Consider the following 24,089-nt stretch of genomic DNA (forward strand, 5'->3'; position numbering starts at 1 on the left):
GAAAAATATCAGATAAATCATAAAAAATAATTTAAAGAAAAATATAAAATTAATATTTAATGACTTATCTAAAAAAAATGCTGTCTAATTCAATGTGGCTTAAACGCTTTTAGTGCTCAAAGGACAAACTAGTGTACGCTAAAAATTTTTTTTCATTGCATCTGTTACACCCAAAATATTTTTTAACTTGGTTTGGTGTTTTTATTCTTTTTCTATTAGTACAATTACCTTATTCTTGGTTACTTTTTTTGGGGAAACGTTTAGGATTATTATCTCGTTTTTTTGTAAAAAGAAGAGTTTCTATAATAAAGCGAAATTTAGAGTTATGTTTTCCTGATAAAGATCAACATGAAATAAATAAACTTGTCATGGATAATTTATCTTCACTTGGTGTTGCTTTATTTGAAACAGGAATGGCTTGGTTTTGGAGTGATCGCCGTTTAAAAAACTTTTTTGAAGTACAGGGAATATTCAACTTTACAAATGCTAATGAGAAAAATGCAGGTATTTTATTAATCGGCATACATTCCATGTCGCTAGAGTTAGGTGGGCGTATTATGGGGCTTTGCTTCCCAGTTAATGCCATGTATAGGCCACATAATAATAAAGCAATGGAATATATTCAAACTAAAGCGAGATGCCGTTCTGATAAAGGGATGATAGATAGGCGTAATTTAAAATTTATGGTTATGGAGTTAAAAAAAGGAAAGGCAATTTGGTTTGCTCCTGATCAGGATTTTGGTTTGAAAGGAACTACGTTCTCTCCTTTCTTTTGTGTCGAAAAAACATCGACTTCAAAAGGAGTTGCAATATTAGCCAAATTATCAGGAGCACCTGCTTTGACTGTAACGTTGGTTAGAAACGAAAATAAGAAAAGCAAACAATACAGTTTGATTATTGGCGAAGAACTGGCTAATTACCCTAGTGAGAATATTCAAAACGATACAGATAGAATGAATAAGTTGATTGAAACAGAAATCATGAGGGCGCCAGAACAATACTTATGGGCCCATAGACGATTTAAAACTCGACCTGCAGGTGAAGCGAGTTTCTATCACTAGCCTATTTATAGCAATAAGTAAATAAAAAAAGACCAACACATTATGTGTTGGTCACAGTAAATACTGGAAGCAATGTGAGCAATGTCGTTGTAAAATAGTTGAGTAAAATACTCAATCATTCACAATCTAAAAGATAATCATTATCAATTAATTTGTCAACCCTTACATTTGTATGGATTAACGAAGAATACAACAAAAAATAGGATAGAAAATAAAAAAGAATACAACAAAAAATAGGATAGAAAATAAAAAAGTAAGAAAAAAAAGATAAGAAAAAGAACAGAGTCAGCAGGTATATAAGTTAAATATACCTGCTTAATATATTATGACCATACTAGAAAAGTACCATTTATATAAATATAGTAATAACTTCTAATGTTCGAAAAATATATACTCATTATTTAATAATAAATATTTTTTCTAAAATATTTGGAGATTAATGTTTGTTAAAATATAGGATTATAGAAGTGGTTGATCTTAATTATATACTATATCCATTATAGCTAAGTTTTCACCAATCCAATTTATACTCATTGAGCCTTTATTTTCATTTAATTTAGTATTGAACATTTCATTAGGCTTAATTTTATACTGTATTTCTTCCATTTCAACACCATTCCAGCAGTTGGTTTTAAATATATGCCCGATAGAATCAATCATACAATTCCCTTCTACTATAGAGCCTGTAAAAGTAATTGTTCCTGAACCAATAACCTTATTATTATTTGCGAAGGTAGGGGCTGATAATAAAAGCGTTAAACAAGTCCCGATAATAAGATTCTTTTTCATTTTATATTCCTTAATATTATTTTATTGGCAAAACTTTGTGATTGATCTCTTTTGTGAAGGATCTGTATTTTTCGTACTGGGTTGATGGAAGGGATATTAGAGGAAAAAAACATATCAATCTGTAAAAAACATTGATGGTTAATGACAACTACATAAATATTTATGAATTAATCTTTGAAAGTTTCAATAATAGAATAATAATTGAAATTATAAGAGGTTTTCGTAACTAGTTGAATAACATCAATTTGATAAATTTAGCTTTATTTTTGTTAACAAGTTAACTTTATTTAATATTAGGTATATTACTTAATTTTTTCATGATACATTTTGTTGTTAAAACAAAAAATTAATAATTTGAGCTATTTCAGGATAACAAAAAATTTGTCAAAATATTTCGATGAAATAACTATCAAAGTAAAAAGGTATATCTTTATTTGATGGTTTTTATCTAGTTGAGTATTGATATCTTAATTTATCACTTTATTATCATTAAAACTAAATAACAGAAAGAGAATAGAATATTTATGCAGAGTTATCATTTGCTATCAGCCCAAGTTTACCAGATAGATAAATCTATAGGATGTAGTTTTGGTGACGTAGAATACTATCAAGAACGTCTTAAGGATGTTAATGGTAAGATTTTAGAACCAGCAGTGGGAACGGGACGTATTTTGATCCCTTTATTAAAGGCTGGATTCAATATAGAAGGGTTTGATCTCTCAGATGAGATGCTGTATTTTTGTATGGAAAACCTAAGAAGTAATGGCTTTTCACAAAATAAAGTCACTAAAGATAATTTGATGACATTCCAAGTTGAGACACTTGTTGATGCAATAATTATTCCGACAGGGACTTTCTTATTGTTAGATAGCGAAGCAAAAGCACTACAGTCACTTCAACAATGCTATAACGCATTAAATTCAGGTGGACGTTTACTTATTGATATTAGTTTGGCGCATACCTTTACTAAAGGCCAATGTTCTAGCCGACAATTTGAAACGCCAGAAGGGGATTTAATTACCTTACAGATAGTAAATGCCGAAATAGATTATATTAATCAATTAACAGTATCTCATCACCGTTATGATAAATGGAGAAATGGCAAAATAATTGAAAGTGAATGGGAAGTGTTTACATTGAAATGGTATGGCGTGTATGAATTTAAACGGATACTTGAATCTATTGGCTTTGGCAAAATAACAATCTCTGGAGATTATCAATATTTATGCAAACCAAATAACGAAACAGAAATTATTACTTTTGAAGCTTATAAATAGAAATTAAATAAAATATTGACAATAAGGCCATAAAAATAATGGTCTTTTTAATGTCATTGTTAGTTTCTCTGCTATTTTTTTGAAAAGATCAAATGTTGTCTTTGCTATGAAAAAAGAAAACAAGAGAACGTTTAATTTGAAAGGGATCGTAATTTTATTTGTCGGTATTAAAGTGAATTGTTGAGATAAAAAAATCCCCGCACTAGGCGGGGGAAAATTAAATATCTATCAGTGATGAAATACTGAAACCAATAGTAAGGGAAAAAAAGATATCAATCTGTAACAAAGTTTTAAAAAAAATAATAAAAATAAGTGTGAAATTAAAAGCATTTTTTGAAAAAAATCAATAGTTACTTAATATTTATGTAATGTAATTAATTGTTTTTAATGGATTTTTAATTTATTAGGAACGTAGGGTTAGATCATATAACTAATAATTATGTTAATTTAACAATAAAATTTATATACATTTAGCTGAAGCATTGATAAATTTCTTAATTATTTAGAATAACAAAAATACGTATTTATAATTATTCTGGATGAAAATTAGGCAATGATAATGATTGATTATTGCCTAATTAAGATGGGTAAAAGAAGATGATAGGGTGTCTATCCATTAACTACCATTGTTTTACATCAATCATATTGTTTGGGTATACCTTTGCGATATAAGAGGAGATATTATTGCGAATATAGGGACTTTTTTCTTCAGGATACATTTTCCAAGCTTTTTTTAAATAACCCAATAGCTCACTATTGATATAATTTGAACTAGATAATGCTTGAATTGCTCCTAAGCTGATTTCTGGGTTATCAGAGATAGTTAGTTCAAAAAATTCTGAAATTTTATGTTTTAAATTAGTATCATGAGAGGCAGCATAAATAGCACTTCTTATGATCTCTATATTTTGATGAGTAAAGAAAGGCTGAAAGTCCTCAACAAAAACAGCATTTATTTCCGTTAAAATGTAGCCGATAAAACGCAATGTATCTTCGTGATTGGTTACTTTAAGAATAGAGATAAGGCTTTTTTTAAACTGTGCATATTGGTCTTTATATTTGAAGTAAATAACAGAAATGGCAATATCTGTTATTTCATTATATGGAGCAATTAGCGCTTGTTGAATATAAGGTAAAGCATGTTCTTTAAAATAAGTTGCTAAGACATTTAAAGATGCTTTATATAACTCAATATTTTCAACTTGTAGTTGGCGCTCTAAAAAATACAAAGCTCTATTTGATAATTCAGGTAGTTTAGTTAATGAGTTGATAGCATTAATTTTTTTAATAATATCATCATTATCGTTGGCAAAACAAAGTAAAACTTCTTCATTACCTCCCATACGATGACCAAACCAACTTGTGTCATAGCCTAAAATAACTTCATCTAACCAACGCTCATACCATTGTGTAAATGATGTCTCATAGGAAAATGTGTAGGGAGTATCTGAATTTACCCAATCAGATGTATATAAAATATGACCTTTATAATCACCATTCACTACTAATAGAAGATCGTATTCACAACCACAGGTTCCTAAATAGAGTGTACCTTGGTGAAGCCTATCGCAAATATTATCAAATTCTTCATCACTGCAATCATCAGGTACATGACATAATGCTTTCCATTCCTCAATATCCATATTAGGGCTAAGTAAGCAGGGTAACGCATAGTTTTTTATATCATGTCTATCTATCGCGTCATCAAAATCGTAGAGCCCATAATAAGGGCCTGCTCCACCATAAGAACCTGTACCGCCATTACCAATTCGAGTGATAAAATCGATATAATCTTGTGGAAATTTACATCCAGCTTTTTTTTGCAACTGATCACTCTTTTCTATAGAGAGTGGAGGGTTTAATTGATAGTTATGGCTATCAGCGCCAAATGCTTTGTATTCATGATCAACAATAGCAACAAGTACTAATTTTTCGCGGATACGCTCAATAGGATTATCTGCATATTTCTTATTTATTTGTTCCCATTGCTGTAACGATGTCAATTTGTTTTCTTTTTCAAAAAGAGATGAAATAAAACCCATAAAGTAAAGTCCCTATTAATGATGTGGTTTCATTCTAAATTGTTTATTTAACAATCCGTTATTGTGGATAGAAAACCAAATATAAAATGATTTTCTTATTGAAATCACACTATAAACTATTATTTTCTTTAATAAGAAAATAGCTTTTTTTATTTATTGTGAAATAAGAATAAATCTACAATAGATAAAAAAAAGACCAACGCTAGGAGAGTTGGTCAATAAATACTAGAAGCAATGTGAGCAATGTCGTTGTGAAAAACCGAGTAAAACACTCAACTATTCACAAGGTAAAAGATAATCATTATCATTTGATATGTCAACCCCACTAAGGTTATGGTCACTACTTATTCACACTAAAAACCAACAAAACAATCTAGTTGATAGAAACTAAAGTTGGTAATTTATCAATTATAACAATAAGATCACTTTTTTCTGATTTAGTATTCATTACATTCTCAATGCTTTTCATTTTTTTTATTTTATTGATTAAATCCTTAGCGTGCCGAGATCGTAAATGTATTTTTTTCTTAACCATGAGTTTTCTCCTTACTTGTGACAACCACTACCATAATAGTAACAATACTTAAATGCAAATGATAATCAATATCGTTTGTGGTTTTTATATTAAGGGAGAGAATAAATTTTTGGTAAAGATTGTGACACTGCCTTATTCATACTTTATGTGCAGATTTTCTTATCTCAGCGCTATAAAAAAAATGATAGTATAAATAGTAAAGAGCTTTAATAAGGAATTGACGCTATGGCATATGATTTAACAAAAAGATTAGTCATAGGGCTATCTTCTAGTGCGTTATTTGATTTAGAAGAGTCAGATAATATATTTCGTACTGAAGGTGAGGAGTCTTATCGAAGATATCAGCGAGAAATGCAAGATATTCCATTAAATAAAGGTGTTGCATTTCCGTTTATTAGCCGACTTTTAAAGCTAAATAATATCAGGATTGATGATCCTTTGGTTGAAGTCATTTTATTATCTAGAAATGATCCTGATACATGATTAAGAGTGATGAATTCTATTGAGCATTATGAATTAGGGATCACCAGGGCTGTATTTCTTCAAGGAAAATCACCTCATATTTATATACCTGCTTTTGATATTGAATTATTTTTATCAGCAGATCATGATGATATTATACAAGCAATTAAAGCTAACTATCCCGCAGGACAAATATTAGCGGGTCATATTAATGATGATAATGCAGATGAATTAAGAATTGCTTTCGACTTTGATGGTGTCATCGCTGATGATGAGGCTGAGGTTATTTACAAAACATCGGGAGAATTATCACAATTTCATCTTCATGAGGCCAAAATGGTTGATACTCCTCATAACCCAGGGCCGTTAAAGGAATTTCTACTGCGCATTTCAGATATTCAAAAACTAGAATTAGAAAAAGTAAAACAAGATCCTAGTTATGTTCCATTACTTAAGATCTCTATCGTTACTGCACGAAATGCACCGTCTCATAAGCGAGTTATTAATACTATGAGGGCGTGGGGAATTTCTGTTAATGAAGCCTTTTTTATGGGAGGAGTAGAGAAAGCGAATGTACTAAAGATTTTAAAACCACATATATTCTTTGATGATCAAAAGTTACATTTAAAATCCTCATCTGAACTTCCTTCTGTACATATCCCATTTGGGATAGCGAACAAAGATATAGATAATAAATAAATTATTATAATAAAAAAAGTGTGTGATATTTATATCATACACTTTTTTATTATTTTGTCTAATATGGCCTTTAGTTAAAATATTTTAATTTTATTGCTTTATTCGTTTTTTTTAAATAAAAATAAGAACAAAATTGGATCTATTTTTATAGAAGTAGTATGGTGTTAGCTAATTTATATTTATTATAACTTAATAATATTTATAAATATTTTATCTTAAGAGGTATCTAATTAATTAAAATTAAATAAGGAAAATTGAAATGGATAATAATCATAGATTTTTTTCTGATGATGTATGCCCTAAAACTGCATTATATGGTCAATTTTATGGTGATAATCACTATGCAGGTCGAGATTATGAACGAAAAATATATAATGGAAATAAATTTCCAAAAACGAAAAAAGGGTTTTATTTTAAAAAATTAATGAATTTTAAATAATAAAAGTAACAAGCAACTAATATAAATTTATTTTAAAATGAGTTGATGATTGCATAATTCAGGAAATTTACTACGCTGAGAATTTACAGCGCAGTAAAAATCATTATTAATTTTGCTCAATACCAATCGGTTGATAACCTTGCCATAAAGGTTTGAAATGTTCACCCGAATTATTTGGTATTAGCTGAATGTAGTAATCACCGATTTTGCTCAATAAAATGCAATCATCAACATCTTTTAAATTATCTTTATGTTGTTGCTGGCTATCGACTAAAAGCGTTGTGATGGCTTTTTCTTTGGCCTCATTTGCTGATTGTGCAACAAATAAATCAAATTCGTGCAGTTCAGCTAGATTTGATGGATGATAACCACCTACATTAACAAAATATAACTTATTACTATTATTGATAGTCTTATTACTAAGACTGATATCAAATCCATCAACCCAAGTGATTTCAGCATAACCATCAATATGTACTTTATCTTTGTCACCAAACCATGCATCTCTTAACGCAGGCCAAGCATCTATAGGTTTTTCTGCTGCAACAAATTGAATATCGTGAACTTCGATATTTGACTTACCGGCATTGCCACCAACATAGAACATAAATAATTTCATTATTGCATCCATTTTTTGTGCTGTTATCGATGTGTAATTTATTATATAACCATATTAAGAACAAATGCAAAAATAAAGACGATTGATTTTATGAACTAAATTATTCATTTTTACTCTAAATATTTACTATTAATTAAAAATATTATTTGGAGTAGATATGCGATTACTTATACTTTTTGGTGTTTTTTTGATTTCTGCTTGTTCATCAACGGGAACAATAGAATCTCAAGAAAGTAAAAGTCATAAAGAAGATCCATATTCTGATAGCACATTAAATAGTATTAAGACTAATCAGAACATTTATATTAAGCAGCAACGTAGTAAAGGAAATTTTTAATTTATTAAAAATAGATGTTTTTTTATTGGCTACCTAAGTGGCCCTTTTATATGTAGAAATATAAACCATGTCAATATTAATAAGAAGTTTTTTAAATTATCTATATATGAAGGAGGCTCACGCTATTATTATAATTGAGAGCATTGAATAATCACCCTATAAAAAATAGGAAAAATCAAGAGAGCAGATGACAGATACAAAAAAGAAAAATAAAAAACAAATGGAATCTTAAGGTATATAGGGCTATATTTATAGTTAGATAGTTTATGAACTGAGGCTATAATGAATAGAAAAGAATTAATCAATTTTATTAAAGAAAACTATGATGTAGAACCTGAGAGTTTATGGATTAAATATCCAAATTACATAGTTTTTAGGCATAAGGGGAATTCGAAATGGTTCGCAGCTATAATGGATATTTTAGAAAGTAAATTATCTGATAATGGTAATAACAATATAATTGATATTATTAATTTAAAAGTTATGCCAAATTTAACAGGATCATTACGATTAAAAAAAGGAGTATATCCAGCCTATCATATGAATAAGGAGCATTGGATTTCCATTAGTCTTTCATCTGAATTTGATGACAGAGAATTAAAATCTTTGATTGCTGAAAGCTATAATTTGACACAATAAACTAATAATTTTATTAATATAGCTTACTCAACTTTCAAATACTTCCTAATTATATGAGTTAAGCTATTTCCATATCTTCTATTATATATGTCTTCACTGAATTCTGTCTAACTTTTGTTTCTTATTTGTCGTTCATATTTTTATCCATTGTAAAAAACAAAGAAACTAACAAGACATTAGAAACTGATAACTATTGGATTATATAACTTAGTCGTTCCAGCGAGTACCAGCATTACTCTTATTTTAAATACTGTGTGTAATTTTTACGCTGAAACTTATTTTAAATTGATATTATTATTTTTTGCCCACGTTCTTAATCTTCCATTAGCGTTGGCGTAAGGCGAAGATGTGTTAAATGAGATCATCCGGTCGATCATCCAGTTTGTGTACTGTAGTTTGCTACAACAAAATGGATTTATCGAATGCTTTAATGGTTCTTTTTATCGAGAGTTTTTAAATGCTTATTTATTTTAATCACTCATTCAAGTAGAGAAATGGTGTGGTTTTGGTAGCAAGATTATAACCAAAACTGAACGCATGAAAGTTTAAATAACCTCTCACCGGAGGACTATCGAAAACAGTTAGAAAACTCTAATTTGGTTTGTCTCAATTAATGGAGAGTGGACAGTACTACCACTGTTCGACCTATTAATACCGTTATTAGAAATTATTGGTTACTCAGAGAGCGAATTGCAGAGTTAGAGCAAATAATTAAAGGGGGCAAAATTACATTAAAACTGAGTGTGTAAATTAAAAAAGCCCAGCACAGTGAAGAGAGGGCTAATGGCTGGCTATAACAGAATATCATTGTTTTTATAATGCTGTGAATGTGAATAAGATGCGATAAAAAATATTTTTACAGTTAGTGTGTTGGTGTTCTGAAATATCTCACAAAAGGAATAAAAATAATAAGATAACACAAGCTATTCGATTATATTGGACATTATTTTTTATTTAATTTATTGTTTTAATAGATTTTATTTTCGCTTGTTCTTTGAGCTAGATTTTGTGGTGGCGAGCGAAATCAAGAATATAACAGCGATAATTGTGTATAAAAAATACATAATACCTCCTTGTTTAAATGAGTGTCAGAGAGGTTTTATTATTGATGTAAGGTCATGCGGGGAAATAAACATCTATAACAAAAAAACTAGCGTCCTCACGTAAGAATATAAGTTTATATATTAACATTAAAAATAATTATCGAGAGTGATGTGGATCTAATTAATATCATAAAAATAAATTATTTATTTATTAATCATTTGGTTATAATGAAATAACATACTGAAATTATCTATTATAAAAAATTGCTTTTTTATTAAATTAGTAGATTTAATTATAATAATCTAATTATACAAACGTCATTCATTGAATGGTGGGCAGTGGAAAGTGCGTTATATGGGCTGAGTGGGAGTAATGATTATAAAACAAATTATGCTTTATACAGCATCGAACTCAGCGATTATTTCAATATTTAGTTAACCAATCATTTATGCTTCTAGGAAAACTTATTTATGATATGCACAATAGGCACTGTTAGCACCGTGTCAGGGATTGCTATCGCTATTGCCAAAGGCACTGGTACTAAATTTAAAAATAATAATCCCTAATTAATATCGGAATGGCTATTTTAATTAAATCGGGAAATGCTAATATTCCGTATATGATTAAATCCGTTAATTCCAACACTGAATTAGTATTAGCACAACCAGCATTAGCCACAGCAACTAACACCACATTCTCAATCCATATCACTGAACCCGATAATAATAGTAATGCAGCTAGAACAAAGGTCGCTATTAATAGTTATGTCGAGTATTTCCTTGATGCAATGAATACGTGGATGACTCAGACTGGGCAGACAAAAATTGAGATGCCGAGCGGTGAAATTGTTACGCTCGATAGCATTAAGAAGATGCAGGCGCATGGCTTGGTACATGGGAAGTTTGGACTACGGCAAATGCAAGAGCTGATACAAACGGCTTTATCAAAAAAGCCTCCCCAATCATCGACATCAATCCTAATGGCGTATTCACCACTAACGACGAATCCGAAGGTGCTACGGTTACTCGAGTAGCGCAGGGTGAATATCTCATTGAAGGTGTACTGGGTTTTAACTCAGATGCAGGCTGGGGGGAGTCGATGGCGGTATTGAAATTCCACTCGATGTAAATAAACAACCACTTATTTAGGTAGACTCTGAAATTAACAAGAATGGTTCTATTCTTGTCAAAACGTATCATTGTACTCATCCTAATGCGCCAGAATTTACTAATAATAAAATTGATGGTTTCAATGACGGTGATTCAATTGATATTCCTGATGGTCGCTTTATCTCCGTTCGTGTACAGATGCCAGAGCAATCCATTTATAACGTGAGAATGCGTCAGATGGAAGAAGCGCAGAAAGCGGAAGAGGGGAGTAGACGGAAAGAAGAGGGTTAATTGTAATATTATGAGTGGACTGTTCTCACTAACGAACTCGTCCACTTTATATAAATTTATTAGCTATGAGTTCCACCTTGTGGAGGGCGAATATCGTCTGATTTTATATATAATGAAATGGGTTCAAAGCAGAGTAAAATATCCACTGCAATATGCTTTCTTTCACTTTTAAATTTAATTATTTGTCCATTCACTGCTGGTTTTAATTTCCCTTCATGGTTATAGTCTGTTAAAAAAGTACCATAGATACTCACTGAGCTGGGATAGATAGATACGTTACTCAGTTTGTAGCCTTTGATTATTGGTAGATATATATCATTTTCAGCCCCATTATTTACTGGAATATGTTTAATGCTATAAAACAGAGTTTTATTTATGTATGCATTATCATTATCGTATATGGCTGATATATCATAATCCGCACTTTTGCTACTAGATGTTTTATTTAACATTTCAGTATATTTAATTTTAATTAAATTACCTTGTTTGTTTTTAATGTTATCCGTGTATTCTTCGTCAACAAATTTATTTGTCAACGCTGATTTTATCTTATATGAAAGTGTATCCGATTCATGCCACGCAAATATGCATCCACTCAAAAGTGTGGTCAATGTGATAACACCAAGTATGAGTATTATTTTTTTCATTTTATTATCCGTATTTTTTATAGACCTACGTGATTGTTCAAAAATAGGTTAACTAATTCGATTGTACTCACCTTCAATAAAATCCTCTCCGTCATTTTCGTATTTCACAAGATGACACTTGCCAGACAAACCATATCGACTAACGACACAGCGAACACAAGGAGAACTACTTGAGCCTTGGTGTTTGTTTTGCCTTCTCTCATGGCTAGATTTTTTATTTGATAAGCTCTATTAATGAATTTAAGGTGAATTATAGCATAGAAACAGGGCGAGAATTGAGCTTTAACTAGGGTAAATCTGATGGGGGTTTTACACCAGTTTTACACCAAGCAAATTTCAGGCATAAAAAAACCAACCGTAAGAGGTTGGTTTTTCTAAAGAATTTTGGTCGGCATGATAGGATTTGAACCTACGACCCCCGACACCCCATGAAACCGATTTTAAGTTGTCTAACACTTTGATTATAAATATAAATAATACATTTGCATGTAATTACATACAGTGCTAAATATACAAAATATGCATTATAAGAATCAATGGGTTAAGGGGAGTTTTACCACTATACTCATACCTGTTAGCTCTGGTTTGAGCTAATAGGTTTTGTAGATAGAATATAACTAAATCTGACCTATAAATGAGCACTTGCCTATCTTGAATTCTTTCCTGTTATATATTCAAATAAATGGGTCTAGTATTATAAAATCACTTCCCCGCTTCATTACATTGGCTGATTTAAGTAAATCAATGCTGAAATTATGTTCTTTTGCATAATTAAACAATATTTTCAAGTCATTAGATAAATTATAAGGGTCAGATACAGGATCGTTTTCCTTCCTTATTTCATTTAAAGCGGAAACAATCCATGTTTCATAAGGATTACTCTCAGATTGAGGCATTGGAGTTAATAGTTCCATTTCGGTGATTGAGTATTCGTTATTAAGATTTGAATTATTGACCGGCCCTAAAGGCTCGAGATGAGTATGTATTTTAACTACATTCTTTAGGCCAGAAGTAGCATCCTTAGCAAGTTTAGCAAATGCAGAATAACCAGGGTCACCCCCAATACGGACAACAATGTTATTCTTAATTAGAACATCAGTATCAATTCCTGAATAATTATGGGATATTACTGTAAAGCCTTTTTGTTTGTAAGAATCAATTGTTTCTTGTCTTGTCATTTCCATTCCCTTATCCCTTCAAGAAATTCACTTATTTTTATATATTATACGATATTTAGGTAAATATGTTTAAACTACGCTCACTCATTATAAAATATATGTTGTACCTAGATGATAGCTCCTATCGATAAATTAATTGGCTATTTGCATTAGCTTGTTAAATAATATATATAAAATTTATTAACCCTCTGGATATATTGCTTAATGATAACTTTATAGAAGGAGTAAAGTTCACTTATGATATAGAACAGCTTTTCAAATTAGAATCGGCTCTATATCATAGTTGTATTAAACTAAATCTAAACTAATATAACTTATGCTATTTCACAATGTGGCACTTCAACCCATTGTACATGATTTTCTGTATAAATCTTGGTTGACTCTGCATCACTGTGGGCCATTCGAGCTTGAGGATCAAAACCACGTTGTTTAAACATAAAGGCCGCCAATGCTCTTATTTCATGAAAGGTTGGTCTTTCATCTAAAGGCAAATGACTGGTAACGCCTACTTGATCACGTAACGCTGAAAATGCACGGCTAAGGTAATCAGGTGCAACTTGTGTTGGATGATTAACTTCTTTACTTACCTTATTTGGGATGCGAGTAGGTAATCTATGCACAATATAGGGGCTTGCCACATTGTCACGGCTATTATCGATGATTTCTTTTAATGCCTTTCCTATGGGAATAGCAACGTGAGAAGCTTCTTTATACTGTACTTTCTGCCTATGGATATAGATCATTCCATATATCCCATTTTTAGGCTCTTCATACCAAACACACCCACATATTCCTTCTTTAGGTGCTTTGATATTGTATTTTATTCGTGATACCTCAAGCCTTGCTTGCGTTGTCTGTAATGCGAGATCCATTGCTGTTCTTAACCAAGGTTCTGCAGATGCCCGAATTTTAAGAAAGTCATCATAAGATAATCTTCTACGTTTTTTACCATCGACTCTTTTCATTTTCTTACGTTCTGCTGGGTTATCGAACATAAGAGATTCATCTATTGCATAACTGAAAATCTTCTTTAAAAAACCTACTTTTCGATTTTGTACATTGGCAGAAGCTTCAGCATGGTATTCATTAATAAATCCATTAACGTGTTCGAGTGAGATTTCATTTGATGGAATATCCTTAAAAAAGGATTTCACTCTTTCTAGGTCATTATTCCAGTCATTCAACGTGCTTTTAGATGGCTGTTCATCATTGATGATCCGAGAAAACAATTTATCTAAATGCTCAGAGAAGGGAAGAGCTTCACCATATTGCCCTCCTGAATCAACAATTAATGAATTTACAGAAACGGATTTTTCTGGTCGCATGATATTATTGTATTCTCTGGCTATTGCGATAGCTTTTGCTTTATCAGCACCAATACATTTGCGAATACCGTTAGTTAGCGTTAAGCGATATTGTTTTTTAGATGAATCGTAATATAGAAAGTCAGGTAAATACCTAAATTCCTTTCTTCTTGGTCTACTGGCCATATCAAGAAGCCCTTATTAACTCATCAACACATGAAGAAATAACGGACTCTATACCCCAACGTTCTGATGAATATACCCAAACAGAACAATCAACGACTTTACCTTTTAATATGCCAGTCTCTACCCATTTTTTTATGGTTCTATTATCTGGAATAGAACCTATTTCAAATTCTCGTTTAGCCCATGCACTAGCTTTCATCAGTTTTCCGCTCATTTTGGTCTTGCCTCATCATCAATAAAATAAGCCGGTCTGCTATATCACAGGAGTGTTTGATTTCAGCTTCAGTACATGGTCTATTTCTTACACTAGAAGCTAACCGGCCTAATTTAATATCAAAACTTGTTAATAATTGAGAACCTGGTTCCCAAGGCTTTAATAATTTCATTGTGGTTATCCATTGGTTTTGAATAAACCACAATGTTAATAATAACGAAAAGTAAAAACTGATTATGCTTAATCAACTTTTTACGCGAATAATTCCTTCCACTGGATAACACTCTGCAATTTTCCCTTTGGTAGCGAGTAGCTCCTTATCAATTAAACAATCCTGTTCATCAGGGTAAATGTAGCCATAGGGCTCGAACTGGCAATTCACTGAACTACATATCAAAAGGAATAAACCGAACATCACTGTTCACTCCTTTGTTGTTCAGCGATGGTTTGCTGAAGTTCAATTTTGACGTGTGCTGGAAAGTCGTATGAAACATGGCAACGTCTATCAGTCGAAACAAAACCGTATGATCCATCAGGTAATGTGATCTTTACGGCTTGGTCTTTTTGTTGAGAGTGTCTAAGCATTGGTCTTGCCTCTTTGTGACATGTCACACTAATGAATAATAGCTGTATTTATAGGATGCCCCAGTTGTAGCAATAACGCTTTTTGCATCGATGAAAGTGCTTGCTGTTCTTGCTCTGTGACATTTTTTGTTGATGCCGTAGACCATTCGATACTGCATTTATTTGTTGTTTCATCATGAGTAATGACAACTTCTAACTTCATGGCCATAACGTTTATCTCCTGATAATGCGCCCGATAAAGGGCGCTATTATGAATTAACGAACCATTAATGATCGGTCACCGACTTCTAAGTGAGCACCAGGTATTTCAATTCCGTTTTCAATCGCTTCTTTGATGCCTTTTTTATCAGGCGCAGTGATGGTTTGAACATCAACTAACTCATCCGGTAATAAAGCCTCATTGTCGATAATGACTCGAACAACACCAGCTCTAGCAGTGAATGTATTTTTTGTTGTTTTTAATTTATCTAATCCTGAAGCTAATAAGCAGTTAAGAGCATATTTCTTTAGGTTTTTAGCTTGGTTTTCGAATGATTTTTTACGATCAGATAAACGTTTAGATTCCTCATCAAGTGTTTTAGCTTGACCTTCGATATTGCGAACGTGGTGCATAATTGCATCCAATTTGTCACCTAGCTCGCCCTCGATACCTTCCAATGTATCTGCGATATCTTCAGGAGAGAATTCTCCTGTTTCAACGAGTTGCTGTAATTTTTCGTAATTAGTCGCCAGTGCGATAGCGGTAGTTTTGGTCATTAGATTGCCTCTTCTTTCTGTTTCAGTTGGTCTAAACACTCTTTTTCGATTTGGTTTAATCGACGTAAACGGCCGGATAAATATTTCTCGTAATCGTTGTCACGACGTTCTTGAGCTGATTTGATATGTGCAGAAATTTCGCGCGTTAATGTGGATGCAATGCCTCGCAATTCATTCTCAGTAACAGCACTACGCATCACTTCCGTATGTTTAGTAAATTTCTCGTCTAATTCTTTGCGAATACGCGTGATATCTTCAGCTTTTTCACTCGCGTTTTTAATTTCAAATTCAAGTTTATTACTTGCTAAGTATTCTGGGTTATCGTGCATTCCCATAAAGACATCAGAGCTAAAGCCAAGCATTGATAGGGCTTTTTTGATGGCATCAGTTAGTGATTTTTTAATAGCTTCAGGGTCTGATTTCATTCCCCTAGTTGTCATATATCTGTAAGGGGTAGCTCCATAACTTTCAAATTCAGCTTTTTTACCCTTTTCGGTTATGTACCAGAATTTAATTTTGATAGAGTGATTTTCTTCATACTTTAGAGAACCATCTCCATCGCGTAGAAAGCGAACACCAATTTGTTTGTTGTTTTCGTCAAATACTCGTTCAGTTATTGGGTTTCCTAGTACAAGCTTTTCTTCGATAACTTCGTAGCTCCATCCTTCACCGATAGGGCCAAATATTTCAGTAGCACGCATAATCATGTAATTGCTGTTTATGCTAGTTCCTGCAAACCCTACACCTTCTAATGGCTTGGTAAATCTTGGGTCTGTTCGTTGCACGCGTTTCCAGATATGTAGATTATTGGAATCACCTGCGTTAAGAACTTCATCAAGCACACTAGCTCGTTGCTCAAAATTATCGTGTTGCACTGATGGTGTTTCAGATTCTTTAGGTTCTTCGGGTTCTTCAGTTTGTTCGAACACTGGAGAAACCTCTGCTTTTGGGGTTTCTTCTTGTTTCTTACGTGAACGCTTAGGCTTGGTTTCTTTCTCAACTGTATTTTCTTTGGATACTAAAGATGCATTATCTGTTTGATTTAACTTAGTAGTAATTTCTTCTTTTTCAGCGTTGCCTGTAGGCTTGTTAATACCTAAATGCAGATCAATAAGTTCTTTTCGTGCATTGGGGTTATCTAATAGCTCAGGCTGTTTTTTGCTTTCAGTTATTAACGCGAAAATCTTTTCACGAGGTATATCTAAGATGCCAGCTGTTGTGCGTAAATCCATTGACCAGCGTTTCCATGCTTTGTTGTCATCATCTATTAGTTCTTTGGCCTTCTTTACTTGAGATGCAAGGACATTATTAGGGTCAAAGTCATCTAACAGTGCTAATGCAATTTCAGTATCTATTGTTGTATAGTTACGTTTGATAGCTGATGTTGTATCTTCCTGCTGTTTAGGCTCTTCAGTCAGCCAACTTTCTCCTAGCGACTTAGCTTCTTCAACAGTGACATCTTCATTCGCAAACTCATAAACAGCCTGTGCTATTTCCATCGTTTGTTCAGCATCCATCAAAGATAATTTTGTTATTTCAGCAAGGCCTGTGGCGATATTACGAATTTTTGGATCTTCTGTGCCAGCAAGATATTTCAATGTAAAAGAGAACTCTTTGTTTGTTATTTGAGTCTTCCCAAATAACAGCAGGCTGGCAATACGAGGTTTTGTGGCCAGCTTTTTAAATTCTCTATATTCGATAGGTTTCCATTGAGTACCGTCATACTCATTTTCAACAGCAAATTTTTCATCGAAAGCATCTAAAGTAGGGCATGCAGAACCGTCAAGATATTCGCTAATTAACGGCTCATCAGTATTAAAGTTATCCATTGCTTCTGGATATGCTTCAGATAATTTCACTACTGCAGTTGCTGTTGCCAGTTTTGCATTAGCAGTGTTTAACGCTATTGATAACGGTATAGCACCGTTGGTACGAGCCTCGGTCGTAGGCTCAAATACACAGATAAAAGTTTTCATTGGTCTTGCCTCTTAGTAAGGGATTTCTTCGTCAGTTTTCGAAATGGGTTTGCCTTCCAAGCAGAGAAGCATTTGGATTTGATCTTCTAACAAACTTGATTTCATTTGGGCATCAGCAAGAATTTTATCTTGCTCATTGCGTAGAAAATCAATTTCAGCGTGAACGAGATCAGTTTGAGTTGGCTCTTTAAAAGGAACATCAACAGTGTGTTCTGCAATAACGAAACCTAGTCCATCATTAGGATCTGCTTTAAATGCGTAGGCGTTATATTGATAAGAACCATCGAACTGTTTTTGAGCGTGAATATAGAGTGTGACGGTTAGGCTTTCAGGTTGTGCTTTCATAGCAACTCCTTTAAAATAACTGCGATCAGTGATTTATCATTGGTCTTGCCTCTTCTAGCGTTTGGTCGCGCTAGTAGAACTCTCGGTTAGCTTTGGTCGGCGACCCGAGGTAAAGGAACCCACTTCGGTGGGTTTTTTTACGTCTAAAATTTGTTGCCTGATTATTTATCCTCATCAGGCGGTTGAGGTTCCTGCATTCCGCAACGCAAGGAATCTGTGTATAATTCAGTCACCGCAACGTATTTAAGGAACTGAATTATGAGTAGTAACATCCGTATTAAATGTCCGGGCTGTGGACAGGATTTTGCTGTAGAAACTAGCGTTAAAGTCGAGAAAATAGACGAGATTATTGGACATCCCTGCCTGCACTGTGCCAGAGTAATCACTGAACACGATGTTATCGTCCAAGTTCAAAAGCTCAGACAGGAACTTATCAGCAAGTTCAGACGGAAGTAATGAAATAACTTTTGTTATTTTTTTTTCAAGTTCGCTGGTATCAATAATAATTGAAACTGTGCTTGCTTTCTTATTCACAATAATTTCCTCATCAATAGATGCCCGTCTTTCCGGGCTGTCAGGTCTTGCCTTGTAGCTTTGGTCGGTAACTAATTTAATTCCCTGGTACTGCTAAAAAATTTGCCATTATGTCGTGGTAATCATGACAGGTCGCTATGAGAGCTGTGGTTCTCCTCCGACATAACAGCAAAACTGAATTTGAACACTTACCTAAACACTTGCTGTGTTGTTTTTGTTGTTAGTAAATCTACAAGTTAAAATTGATTATTGCAAGTCTAATTTACAAATAATTCTTGTAATTATGCGTGTAAAAAATTACAAGAGCTATTAAGCTCCTGTAATTTAATTTGAATTTTATGAAAGGATTTTAAGCGTAACGCTTGTATGTTCTAGATTGACTGAGGAGGACTTTACCAAAAATGAAGAATTGGTCTTCATCTTCTTTACCAATATCCCAATCTCGGTAATTGGGATTATCAGAGATAACGGTTAATTTATTCTTTATCATTTGAAGTCTTTTAATGTGCAATGTTTGACCAAAAATGAAAACGTAAATGCCATCACCATCAAAATAATCTATGTGAACATCTATGAAAACTTGGTCTCCAGGTTCAATAGTATTTTGCATACTATCACCAACCACAGTGATCATTTTTATATTAGCGCTAGGTCTGTTGCCAAATAAACGGAGTGCTTCATCAGATGTATATTCAATAGCTCTAATTGTTTCAATAAATTCACTTTTATTAATAATGCCAGGGCCTGCGCTTGCTTCTATATCAAGTAGTTCAACAAGATAAGAATCACTCTTACGGATAATTGGCTTATTCATTACTTCAGTTGAAACATCACTCATAAAAAACCAATGCTCTGGATATCCTGAAATACTAGACAATGCTGTTAAATTATTACCTCTAGGTGCTGTTTTACCGCTCACCCAAAATTGCACTGATTGAGGGCTAACACCGAGCCTACGAGCTAATTCTGATTGAGACCAGTTTCGCTCGGTTAGTATTTGGCTAATACGTGTAGCTGATACTTCATTCGGATTCTTTTTCATAAAATTATATTACAAGCTTTCCTTGTAGGGATCACTTCAAGAAAAACTTGATATTGTTGCATGTTTGATTGTAAGATTAACTTGTAATTCAAAAAGGAGAAAACAATGACACCTTGTATAAAAAACAAAATTATTAATTTAGCGAGCCAATCAGAGATTGCTCGACGATTAAATACGAAGCCTCAAACAGTGCATTTATGGTTCAAAAATGGCGTTCCTGCTCCTAAGGTTTTAAGTCTGTGTGAATGCTTAAATTGGCAAGTGACACCCCATGAGATTGCGCCAGAAATTTATCCTAATCAGTTTGATGGGCTCCCTAAATCATCATCATCAGTATTACAGGTATCAAATTAAAAAACTGATTATGCATAATCAATTTTTTAGCGACAGGAGACGCAAAAATGAATTTTGATATCAATATTATCAGAGCTGAAATTGAGGACTGGGCAGTAGAACAAGGACAAGAGCATGTCGCTATTGAGATTAGTCGAGCTTACTTACGATTAGTGATTAATCAAGAAAATGGTCGATTGCATGTAATTGAAGATCAAACTGGCAGGGCAGATTGGAAAGCAATCAACAATAACCGGCAACAGATATTCCGCTGGTTAAGAGGTGATTCCCGTGCATCTCAAAGAAAGATTGCAGAGTTAATGCCAGCGATAGAAATGGCACTACCGGCTTCGAGGTTAGCTCGAGTACGTGGAGATACAAAAAACTATTTAGCAACCGTGGCCATTCAGCGTTTTGCTGATGCTATGACTGAAATCTTATTAGAAGGTCGTGACATGTCACACCAAATAAACAATGTAGTACGTGCATTAAATGAGATATCACGCCCGACCAGCGTGCATTAATTCAAGAGGCAAGACCAATGATTAGATCAACTGAAAAAATCACATACCGTAATGGGTTTATGCTGAATGATAAACCTGCCCATATATCAGAAATTAGGGATATTTTTGAGGGTAGACGTGTTATTGCGCTGTTAGTTTGGGAACAGTATGAAAAGCAAAAACAAAAATTACTGTCAAAGAATTTAACCCCTGAACAGTATCAAAATGCTTGCCGTAATATAGCTAAAGCACTGGGGGTGTAAAGTGAGTAATAAATTAACGGGCTATGTATGGGATGCATGTGCTGTTTCAGGTGTTAAGGGTACCAAATTAATGATCATGGTACGACTAGCTGATTACTCAAGCGATGAAGGGATCGCTTATCCCAGTGTTGAAACTATCAGCCGTCAAATTGGTGCAGGAATTAGCACAATTCGTAATGCGTGTAATGAACTTGAGCGTGATGGTTGGTTAGTTAAAAAGCAACGTAGAAATGGCAATCGTAATGCTTCAAATTTATATTTTTTAAATGTCGATAAATTAGAAAAAATCGCATTAGAAGAGAATGCAAAATTAAGAAAACAGCGTGAAAAATTGTTAAATTCTCACCGTCCAGATTCTGACCGTTCAGAATCTGACCGTACAGAAAACGATAAAAATGTACGTTTTGACCCTCCAGAATCTGGCGTTCAAGTGGGTTTTCACCGTCCAGAATCTGGAGGCGATCCACAAGTAAATTCAAAACATGATCCACAAGTAAATTCAAAACATGATCCACAAGAATTACTCGAGGGGAAAAAATCGAAAAATAAATTCGATCCAAAATTATCTAAACCGTCAAATGTGAGTGATGAGGTTTGGCAGGATTGGATTAACTTCAGGAAAGAAATTAAAAAACCGCTGACAGAAACTATGTGCAAGCAACAAGCAAAAAAATTATCGCTTTGTACAGACGCCAATGCTGTGATTTGTAATTCAATTGCTAACGGTTGGCAGGGGCTATTTCCTGAAAGGCCGGTTGTACAAACTCAAAAAGTAAACTCCCACACTGGATTTAGCGAAAAAGATTATCAGTCTCAAGATCCGCATTGGTTTGTGGGAGGTGGAAATGTCTGAACAAAATTTACTAACAGCGGTGAATATTCCTCCTCGCTTTGCTAATGCGACATTTGAATCATTCGTAGCATCAATACCGCCAGCAAAACATAATTTAAAAATTTGTCAGCAGTACGTAGAAACTTGGAATGACCGAAAAAACGCAGGAGAGGGGCTTGTGCTGTGCGGAACGCCCGGAACTGGTAAAACACACCTTGCCGTATCAATCGCCCGTCAGATCGCCGGAGAATTGCAAGAAACGGTATTTATTACTACTGCTTCACGTATCATTCGCGCTTTTCGTAGAACATGGGTTGGAAATTCAGAATTTAGTGAACTAGATGTGCTGGAAAAATATTGCACGCCTGATTTGTTAATTATTGATGAAATTGGTGTCCAGTATGGCACTGATTCTGAACGTAATATCCTATTTGAGGTGATTAATGATCGCTACGAAGATTTGCTACCTACAATTTTGATAAGCAACTTGCCCGTTGTTGATCTACAAGAAATGCTTGGTGAACGAGCCGTGGACAGATTATTACAGGGTGGAACGGTATTAACGTTTAACTGGCCAACATATCGCAGAGGCAATCATCATGCATGAGAGAGAACTAGAATATGCGGTGATTAGTGGTTTGTTAGCTGGTGGTGCTAGCCAAGATGCGTATGAGGTATTAGCCACATTACCTGAAGAAGCCTTTAGTTCGAGATATTTTCGTAATGTCTACAAAGAAATTAAAAAACAAGCACTAGCAAGCTCTCTAATAGATCCATTTTTTATTGCTGACGCTCTAGGTGAAAAGGGCGATTTAGCAAATTTACTTGAGCTATCTAAAACACCTATTTGGACAGCAAATTTAAAAGGCTATGCTTCAAAAGTTTATAGTTATTATCGTGTTAGAGAGGTTATTCAATTAATCTCCAAGTATCAAAATGAGATTACTACTGCAAATAATCATGAACAAGCCGAAGAATTTATTCATCAATTTGCAACACAAATTGGCCAGCTAACAATTGGTAGTCAGAATCTACTTCCTGTGCATTTAAATACACTACTTGAAGGCTATGTGGATGTTTTAGAACGCAGAAACAAAGGGGAAGATGCTGTTGGGATGATTAAAAGTGGTATTGAAGCTTTAGATGACAAAATAGGAGGCTTTAACCCAACAGACTTAGTTTTTATTGGTGGTCGTCCGGGAATGGGAAAAACAGAGCTTGCACTAACGATGACTGAAGGTATGACCAGAGATGGAGGCGGTGCATTGTTCTTCTCGATGGAAATGTCTAATCAGCAAATCACTGAGCGTTTAGTTGCCGGTTCTGCACAATTGCCAATATCAACATTGAGACATAGTGGGCGATTGGATGATGAAGGATGGGGGCGTTTAAGTTCAGCACTAGGCCATTTAATGGATAGAGATATTCATATCATCGATGCGAGTAATCTAACTATTGAACAAATATGTGCAATCAGTGAAAACCACAAACGTAAATATCCAAATTTGAAAGGAATTTTTGTTGATTATTTAGGATTAATTAAAAAACCTAAAGCGGAACGTAATGATTTAGCAATTGCAAAAATCTCTGCATCTTTAAAAGGGTTGGCAAAGCGATTACACACGCCAACTATTGCGTTAAGCCAGCTATCTCGTGATGTTGATAAAAGACCAATTAATCAACGCCGTCCTGTTTCTGCTGATTTGCGCGACTCTGGTAGCTTAGAGCAAGATGCAGACTTGATTTTATTTACATATAGGGAAGCCGTATATAACCCAAATAGCCCTGCGAAAAATTATGCCGAGATCATTATCGATAAATTTAGACACGGAGAAACCGGCACAATATATCAAGAATTTAAGAATGGCCACTATCTGCCTACCGACCAAATTACAGCGTCAGAAGCGTCGAAAATGCAACAACAATCACAGCAAGGTGATAAAAGACGTCGTTACGCAGAAAAAGCATTTTAGTTCAAAAAAGAGAGATTTCATATGCAATAACATAATGACAATTCATATATTTATTACTAATATATAAATATTATA

Annotated in this window: 25 protein-coding genes and 4 pseudogenes; 15 read left to right on the forward strand and 14 right to left on the reverse strand. The window is 33.6% G+C overall.

The genetic code is table 11. The features are described from left to right. Positions 1-131 precede the first annotated feature (131 nt). Positions 132-1,061 (forward strand): LpxL/LpxP family Kdo(2)-lipid IV(A) lauroyl/palmitoleoyl acyltransferase, encoded by a 930-nt coding sequence (lpxL, locus tag JEP40_RS13590; protein ID WP_198623966.1) that lies wholly within the window; start codon positions 132-134, stop codon positions 1,059-1,061. A 477-nt stretch (positions 1,062-1,538) separates the two neighbouring features. On the opposite strand, the gene JEP40_RS13595 is transcribed toward lpxL, so the two are convergent. Next, entirely contained in the window at positions 1,539-1,850 is a 312-nt protein-coding gene (locus JEP40_RS13595; RefSeq protein WP_198623967.1) for a type 1 fimbrial protein, read from the reverse strand. 524 nt (positions 1,851-2,374) lie between these two features. On the opposite strand from JEP40_RS13595, the gene JEP40_RS13600 reads away from it, so the two are divergent. After that, complete coding sequence (locus tag JEP40_RS13600) at positions 2,375-3,127, forward strand: class I SAM-dependent methyltransferase (protein WP_198623968.1); 753 nt, start codon at positions 2,375-2,377, stop codon at positions 3,125-3,127. A 620-nt stretch (positions 3,128-3,747) separates the two neighbouring features. Here JEP40_RS13600 and JEP40_RS13605 read toward each other — a convergent pair. Then, positions 3,748-5,169 carry an SMI1/KNR4 family protein gene (locus tag JEP40_RS13605; RefSeq protein WP_198623969.1) on the reverse strand — a complete coding sequence of 474 codons (1,422 nt, stop codon included), beginning with the start codon at positions 5,167-5,169 and terminating at the stop codon, positions 3,748-3,750. Between the two features lie 760 nt (positions 5,170-5,929). On the opposite strand from JEP40_RS13605, the pseudogene JEP40_RS13615 reads away from it, so the two are divergent. Together JEP40_RS13615 and JEP40_RS13620 are read left to right on the forward strand one after the other, a co-directional pair. Further along, positions 5,930-6,865: pseudogene (locus tag JEP40_RS13615) on the forward strand (5'-nucleotidase). Between the two features lie 259 nt (positions 6,866-7,124). Beyond that, positions 7,125-7,304, forward strand: a complete 180-nt coding sequence (locus JEP40_RS13620; RefSeq protein ID WP_115351004.1) for a hypothetical protein — start codon at positions 7,125-7,127, stop codon at positions 7,302-7,304. A gap of 106 nt (positions 7,305-7,410) precedes the next feature. On the opposite strand, the gene JEP40_RS13625 is transcribed toward JEP40_RS13620, so the two are convergent. Further along, positions 7,411-7,923, reverse strand: a complete 513-nt coding sequence (locus JEP40_RS13625; RefSeq protein ID WP_198623972.1) for a DUF1543 domain-containing protein — start codon at positions 7,921-7,923, stop codon at positions 7,411-7,413. A gap of 619 nt (positions 7,924-8,542) precedes the next feature. Here JEP40_RS13625 and JEP40_RS13630 point away from each other — a divergent pair. Beyond that, positions 8,543-8,899, forward strand: coding sequence for an MmcQ/YjbR family DNA-binding protein (locus JEP40_RS13630; RefSeq protein ID WP_198623973.1), 357 nt, complete (start codon positions 8,543-8,545; stop codon positions 8,897-8,899). A 275-nt stretch (positions 8,900-9,174) separates the two neighbouring features. Here JEP40_RS13630 and JEP40_RS19230 read toward each other — a convergent pair. Next, positions 9,175-9,288: pseudogene (locus JEP40_RS19230) on the reverse strand (ClbS/DfsB family four-helix bundle protein); the annotation flags it as partial. Positions 9,289-9,301: 13 nt separating this feature from the next. Between JEP40_RS19230 and JEP40_RS13640 the strand changes: the two are divergent. The 3 genes and pseudogenes from JEP40_RS13640 to JEP40_RS19130 all read left to right on the forward strand — a co-directional run. Further along, positions 9,302-9,513 (forward strand): annotated as a pseudogene (locus JEP40_RS13640) (integrase core domain-containing protein); the annotation flags it as partial. Between the two features lie 18 nt (positions 9,514-9,531). Further along, positions 9,532-9,653: pseudogene (locus JEP40_RS19125) on the forward strand (lysis protein); the annotation flags it as partial. Positions 9,654-10,562: 909 nt separating this feature from the next. Next, on the forward strand, positions 10,563-10,976 hold the full coding sequence (locus JEP40_RS19130) for a hypothetical protein (RefSeq protein WP_232799294.1): 414 nt from the start codon (positions 10,563-10,565) through the stop codon (positions 10,974-10,976). A gap of 426 nt (positions 10,977-11,402) precedes the next feature. Here JEP40_RS19130 and JEP40_RS13650 read toward each other — a convergent pair whose 3' ends face one another. The 9 genes from JEP40_RS13650 to JEP40_RS13690 all read right to left on the reverse strand — a co-directional run bounded on the left by JEP40_RS13650 (position 11,403) and on the right by JEP40_RS13690 (position 18,534). Continuing rightward, positions 11,403-11,990 carry a hypothetical protein gene (locus JEP40_RS13650; RefSeq protein ID WP_198623974.1) on the reverse strand — a complete coding sequence of 196 codons (588 nt, stop codon included), beginning with the start codon at positions 11,988-11,990 and terminating at the stop codon, positions 11,403-11,405. 674 nt (positions 11,991-12,664) lie between these two features. After that, positions 12,665-13,168: a hypothetical protein gene (locus JEP40_RS13655; protein ID WP_198623975.1), complete on the reverse strand. Its 504-nt coding sequence runs from the start codon at positions 13,166-13,168 to the stop codon at positions 12,665-12,667. A gap of 314 nt (positions 13,169-13,482) precedes the next feature. After that, positions 13,483-14,658: a tyrosine-type recombinase/integrase gene (locus JEP40_RS13660; protein WP_198623976.1), complete on the reverse strand. Its 1,176-nt coding sequence runs from the start codon at positions 14,656-14,658 to the stop codon at positions 13,483-13,485. Between the two features lies 1 nt (position 14,659). Next, the gene (locus tag JEP40_RS13665) at positions 14,660-14,872 is read right to left on the reverse strand and encodes a hypothetical protein (protein ID WP_099659432.1); all 213 of its coding nucleotides are present in this window, start codon (positions 14,870-14,872) and stop codon (positions 14,660-14,662) included. A gap of 414 nt (positions 14,873-15,286) precedes the next feature. Continuing rightward, positions 15,287-15,457 (reverse strand): hypothetical protein, encoded by a 171-nt coding sequence (locus JEP40_RS13670; protein WP_166540677.1) that lies wholly within the window; start codon positions 15,455-15,457, stop codon positions 15,287-15,289. Positions 15,458-15,485: 28 nt separating this feature from the next. Next, the gene (locus JEP40_RS13675; protein ID WP_049199463.1) at positions 15,486-15,665 is read right to left on the reverse strand and encodes a hypothetical protein; all 180 of its coding nucleotides are present in this window, start codon (positions 15,663-15,665) and stop codon (positions 15,486-15,488) included. Between the two features lie 47 nt (positions 15,666-15,712). Beyond that, positions 15,713-16,213: a siphovirus Gp157 family protein gene (locus tag JEP40_RS13680; protein ID WP_072069981.1), complete on the reverse strand. Its 501-nt coding sequence runs from the start codon at positions 16,211-16,213 to the stop codon at positions 15,713-15,715. After that, on the reverse strand, positions 16,213-18,189 hold the full coding sequence (locus JEP40_RS13685; RefSeq protein WP_198623977.1) for a hypothetical protein: 1,977 nt from the start codon (positions 18,187-18,189) through the stop codon (positions 16,213-16,215). The genes JEP40_RS13680 and JEP40_RS13685 overlap by 1 nt, the downstream gene beginning before the upstream one ends. A gap of 12 nt (positions 18,190-18,201) precedes the next feature. After that, complete coding sequence (locus JEP40_RS13690; protein ID WP_036937929.1) at positions 18,202-18,534, reverse strand: hypothetical protein; 333 nt, start codon at positions 18,532-18,534, stop codon at positions 18,202-18,204. Between the two features lie 258 nt (positions 18,535-18,792). Between JEP40_RS13690 and JEP40_RS19270 the strand changes: the two genes are divergently transcribed. Next, positions 18,793-18,990 carry an ECs_2282 family putative zinc-binding protein gene (locus tag JEP40_RS19270; RefSeq protein ID WP_414602282.1) on the forward strand — a complete coding sequence of 66 codons (198 nt, stop codon included), beginning with the start codon at positions 18,793-18,795 and terminating at the stop codon, positions 18,988-18,990. Positions 18,991-19,417: 427 nt separating this feature from the next. Here JEP40_RS19270 and JEP40_RS13700 read toward each other — a convergent pair whose 3' ends face one another. After that, positions 19,418-20,110 (reverse strand): S24 family peptidase, encoded by a 693-nt coding sequence (locus JEP40_RS13700; RefSeq protein WP_098943547.1) that lies wholly within the window; start codon positions 20,108-20,110, stop codon positions 19,418-19,420. A 105-nt stretch (positions 20,111-20,215) separates the two neighbouring features. Between JEP40_RS13700 and JEP40_RS13705 the strand changes: the two genes are divergently transcribed. Genes JEP40_RS13705 through JEP40_RS13730 form a run of 6 tightly spaced genes read left to right on the forward strand, consistent with a single transcriptional unit; the run spans position 20,216 to position 24,014 of the window. Next, positions 20,216-20,464, forward strand: a complete 249-nt coding sequence (locus tag JEP40_RS13705; RefSeq protein ID WP_198623979.1) for a transcriptional regulator — start codon at positions 20,216-20,218, stop codon at positions 20,462-20,464. Between the two features lie 47 nt (positions 20,465-20,511). Then, positions 20,512-20,967: a toxin YdaT family protein gene (locus JEP40_RS13710; protein ID WP_098943543.1), complete on the forward strand. Its 456-nt coding sequence runs from the start codon at positions 20,512-20,514 to the stop codon at positions 20,965-20,967. 17 nt (positions 20,968-20,984) lie between these two features. Beyond that, positions 20,985-21,209 carry a hypothetical protein gene (locus tag JEP40_RS13715; RefSeq protein ID WP_103004846.1) on the forward strand — a complete coding sequence of 75 codons (225 nt, stop codon included), beginning with the start codon at positions 20,985-20,987 and terminating at the stop codon, positions 21,207-21,209. A 1-nt stretch (position 21,210) separates the two neighbouring features. Beyond that, a complete protein-coding gene (locus tag JEP40_RS13720) occupies positions 21,211-22,062 on the forward strand; it encodes a helix-turn-helix domain-containing protein (protein WP_198623980.1) in 852 nt (283 codons plus the stop codon). Then, positions 22,055-22,648, forward strand: a complete 594-nt coding sequence (locus JEP40_RS13725; RefSeq protein ID WP_198624030.1) for an ATP-binding protein — start codon at positions 22,055-22,057, stop codon at positions 22,646-22,648. Before JEP40_RS13720 ends, JEP40_RS13725 begins: the two co-directional genes overlap by 8 nt. Then, positions 22,641-24,014 (forward strand): replicative DNA helicase, encoded by a 1,374-nt coding sequence (locus JEP40_RS13730; protein WP_198623981.1) that lies wholly within the window; start codon positions 22,641-22,643, stop codon positions 24,012-24,014. The genes JEP40_RS13725 and JEP40_RS13730 overlap by 8 nt, the downstream gene beginning before the upstream one ends. The last annotated feature ends 75 nt before the right edge of the window (positions 24,015-24,089 follow it).

This window comes from Proteus vulgaris (genome assembly GCF_016239305.1).
In the GTDB taxonomy this organism is placed as follows: domain Bacteria; phylum Pseudomonadota; class Gammaproteobacteria; order Enterobacterales; family Enterobacteriaceae; genus Proteus; species Proteus vulgaris_C.

Bases quoted from the DNA above. Each gene is read 5' to 3' on its own strand.
- JEP40_RS13680 (WP_072069981.1), bottom strand. From the start codon at position 16,213: ATGACCAAAACTACCGCTATCGCACTGGCGACTAATTACGAAAAATTA.
- JEP40_RS13605 (WP_198623969.1), bottom strand. From the start codon at position 5,169: ATGGGTTTTATTTCATCTCTTTTTGAAAAAGAAAACAAATTGACATCG.
- JEP40_RS13660 (WP_198623976.1), bottom strand. From the start codon at position 14,658: ATGGCCAGTAGACCAAGAAGAAAGGAATTTAGGTATTTACCTGACTTT.
- JEP40_RS13665 (WP_099659432.1), bottom strand. From the start codon at position 14,872: ATGAGCGGAAAACTGATGAAAGCTAGTGCATGGGCTAAACGAGAATTT.
- JEP40_RS13600 (WP_198623968.1), top strand. From the start codon at position 2,375: ATGCAGAGTTATCATTTGCTATCAGCCCAAGTTTACCAGATAGATAAA.
- JEP40_RS19270 (WP_414602282.1), top strand. From the start codon at position 18,793: ATGAGTAGTAACATCCGTATTAAATGTCCGGGCTGTGGACAGGATTTT.
- JEP40_RS13630 (WP_198623973.1), top strand. From the start codon at position 8,543: ATGAATAGAAAAGAATTAATCAATTTTATTAAAGAAAACTATGATGTA.
- JEP40_RS13670 (WP_166540677.1), bottom strand. From the start codon at position 15,457: ATGCTTAGACACTCTCAACAAAAAGACCAAGCCGTAAAGATCACATTA.
- JEP40_RS13725 (WP_198624030.1), top strand. From the start codon at position 22,055: ATGTCTGAACAAAATTTACTAACAGCGGTGAATATTCCTCCTCGCTTT.
- JEP40_RS13650 (WP_198623974.1), bottom strand. From the start codon at position 11,990: ATGAAAAAAATAATACTCATACTTGGTGTTATCACATTGACCACACTT.
- JEP40_RS13685 (WP_198623977.1), bottom strand. From the start codon at position 18,189: ATGAAAACTTTTATCTGTGTATTTGAGCCTACGACCGAGGCTCGTACC.
- JEP40_RS13595 (WP_198623967.1), bottom strand. From the start codon at position 1,850: ATGAAAAAGAATCTTATTATCGGGACTTGTTTAACGCTTTTATTATCA.
- JEP40_RS13705 (WP_198623979.1), top strand. From the start codon at position 20,216: ATGACACCTTGTATAAAAAACAAAATTATTAATTTAGCGAGCCAATCA.
- JEP40_RS13625 (WP_198623972.1), bottom strand. From the start codon at position 7,923: ATGAAATTATTTATGTTCTATGTTGGTGGCAATGCCGGTAAGTCAAAT.
- JEP40_RS13655 (WP_198623975.1), bottom strand. From the start codon at position 13,168: ATGACAAGACAAGAAACAATTGATTCTTACAAACAAAAAGGCTTTACA.
- JEP40_RS13730 (WP_198623981.1), top strand. From the start codon at position 22,641: ATGCATGAGAGAGAACTAGAATATGCGGTGATTAGTGGTTTGTTAGCT.
- JEP40_RS19130 (WP_232799294.1), top strand. From the start codon at position 10,563: ATGATTAAATCCGTTAATTCCAACACTGAATTAGTATTAGCACAACCA.
- JEP40_RS13690 (WP_036937929.1), bottom strand. From the start codon at position 18,534: ATGAAAGCACAACCTGAAAGCCTAACCGTCACACTCTATATTCACGCT.
- JEP40_RS13620 (WP_115351004.1), top strand. From the start codon at position 7,125: ATGGATAATAATCATAGATTTTTTTCTGATGATGTATGCCCTAAAACT.
- JEP40_RS13675 (WP_049199463.1), bottom strand. From the start codon at position 15,665: ATGGCCATGAAGTTAGAAGTTGTCATTACTCATGATGAAACAACAAAT.
- JEP40_RS13715 (WP_103004846.1), top strand. From the start codon at position 20,985: ATGATTAGATCAACTGAAAAAATCACATACCGTAATGGGTTTATGCTG.
- JEP40_RS13710 (WP_098943543.1), top strand. From the start codon at position 20,512: ATGAATTTTGATATCAATATTATCAGAGCTGAAATTGAGGACTGGGCA.
- JEP40_RS13700 (WP_098943547.1), bottom strand. From the start codon at position 20,110: ATGAAAAAGAATCCGAATGAAGTATCAGCTACACGTATTAGCCAAATA.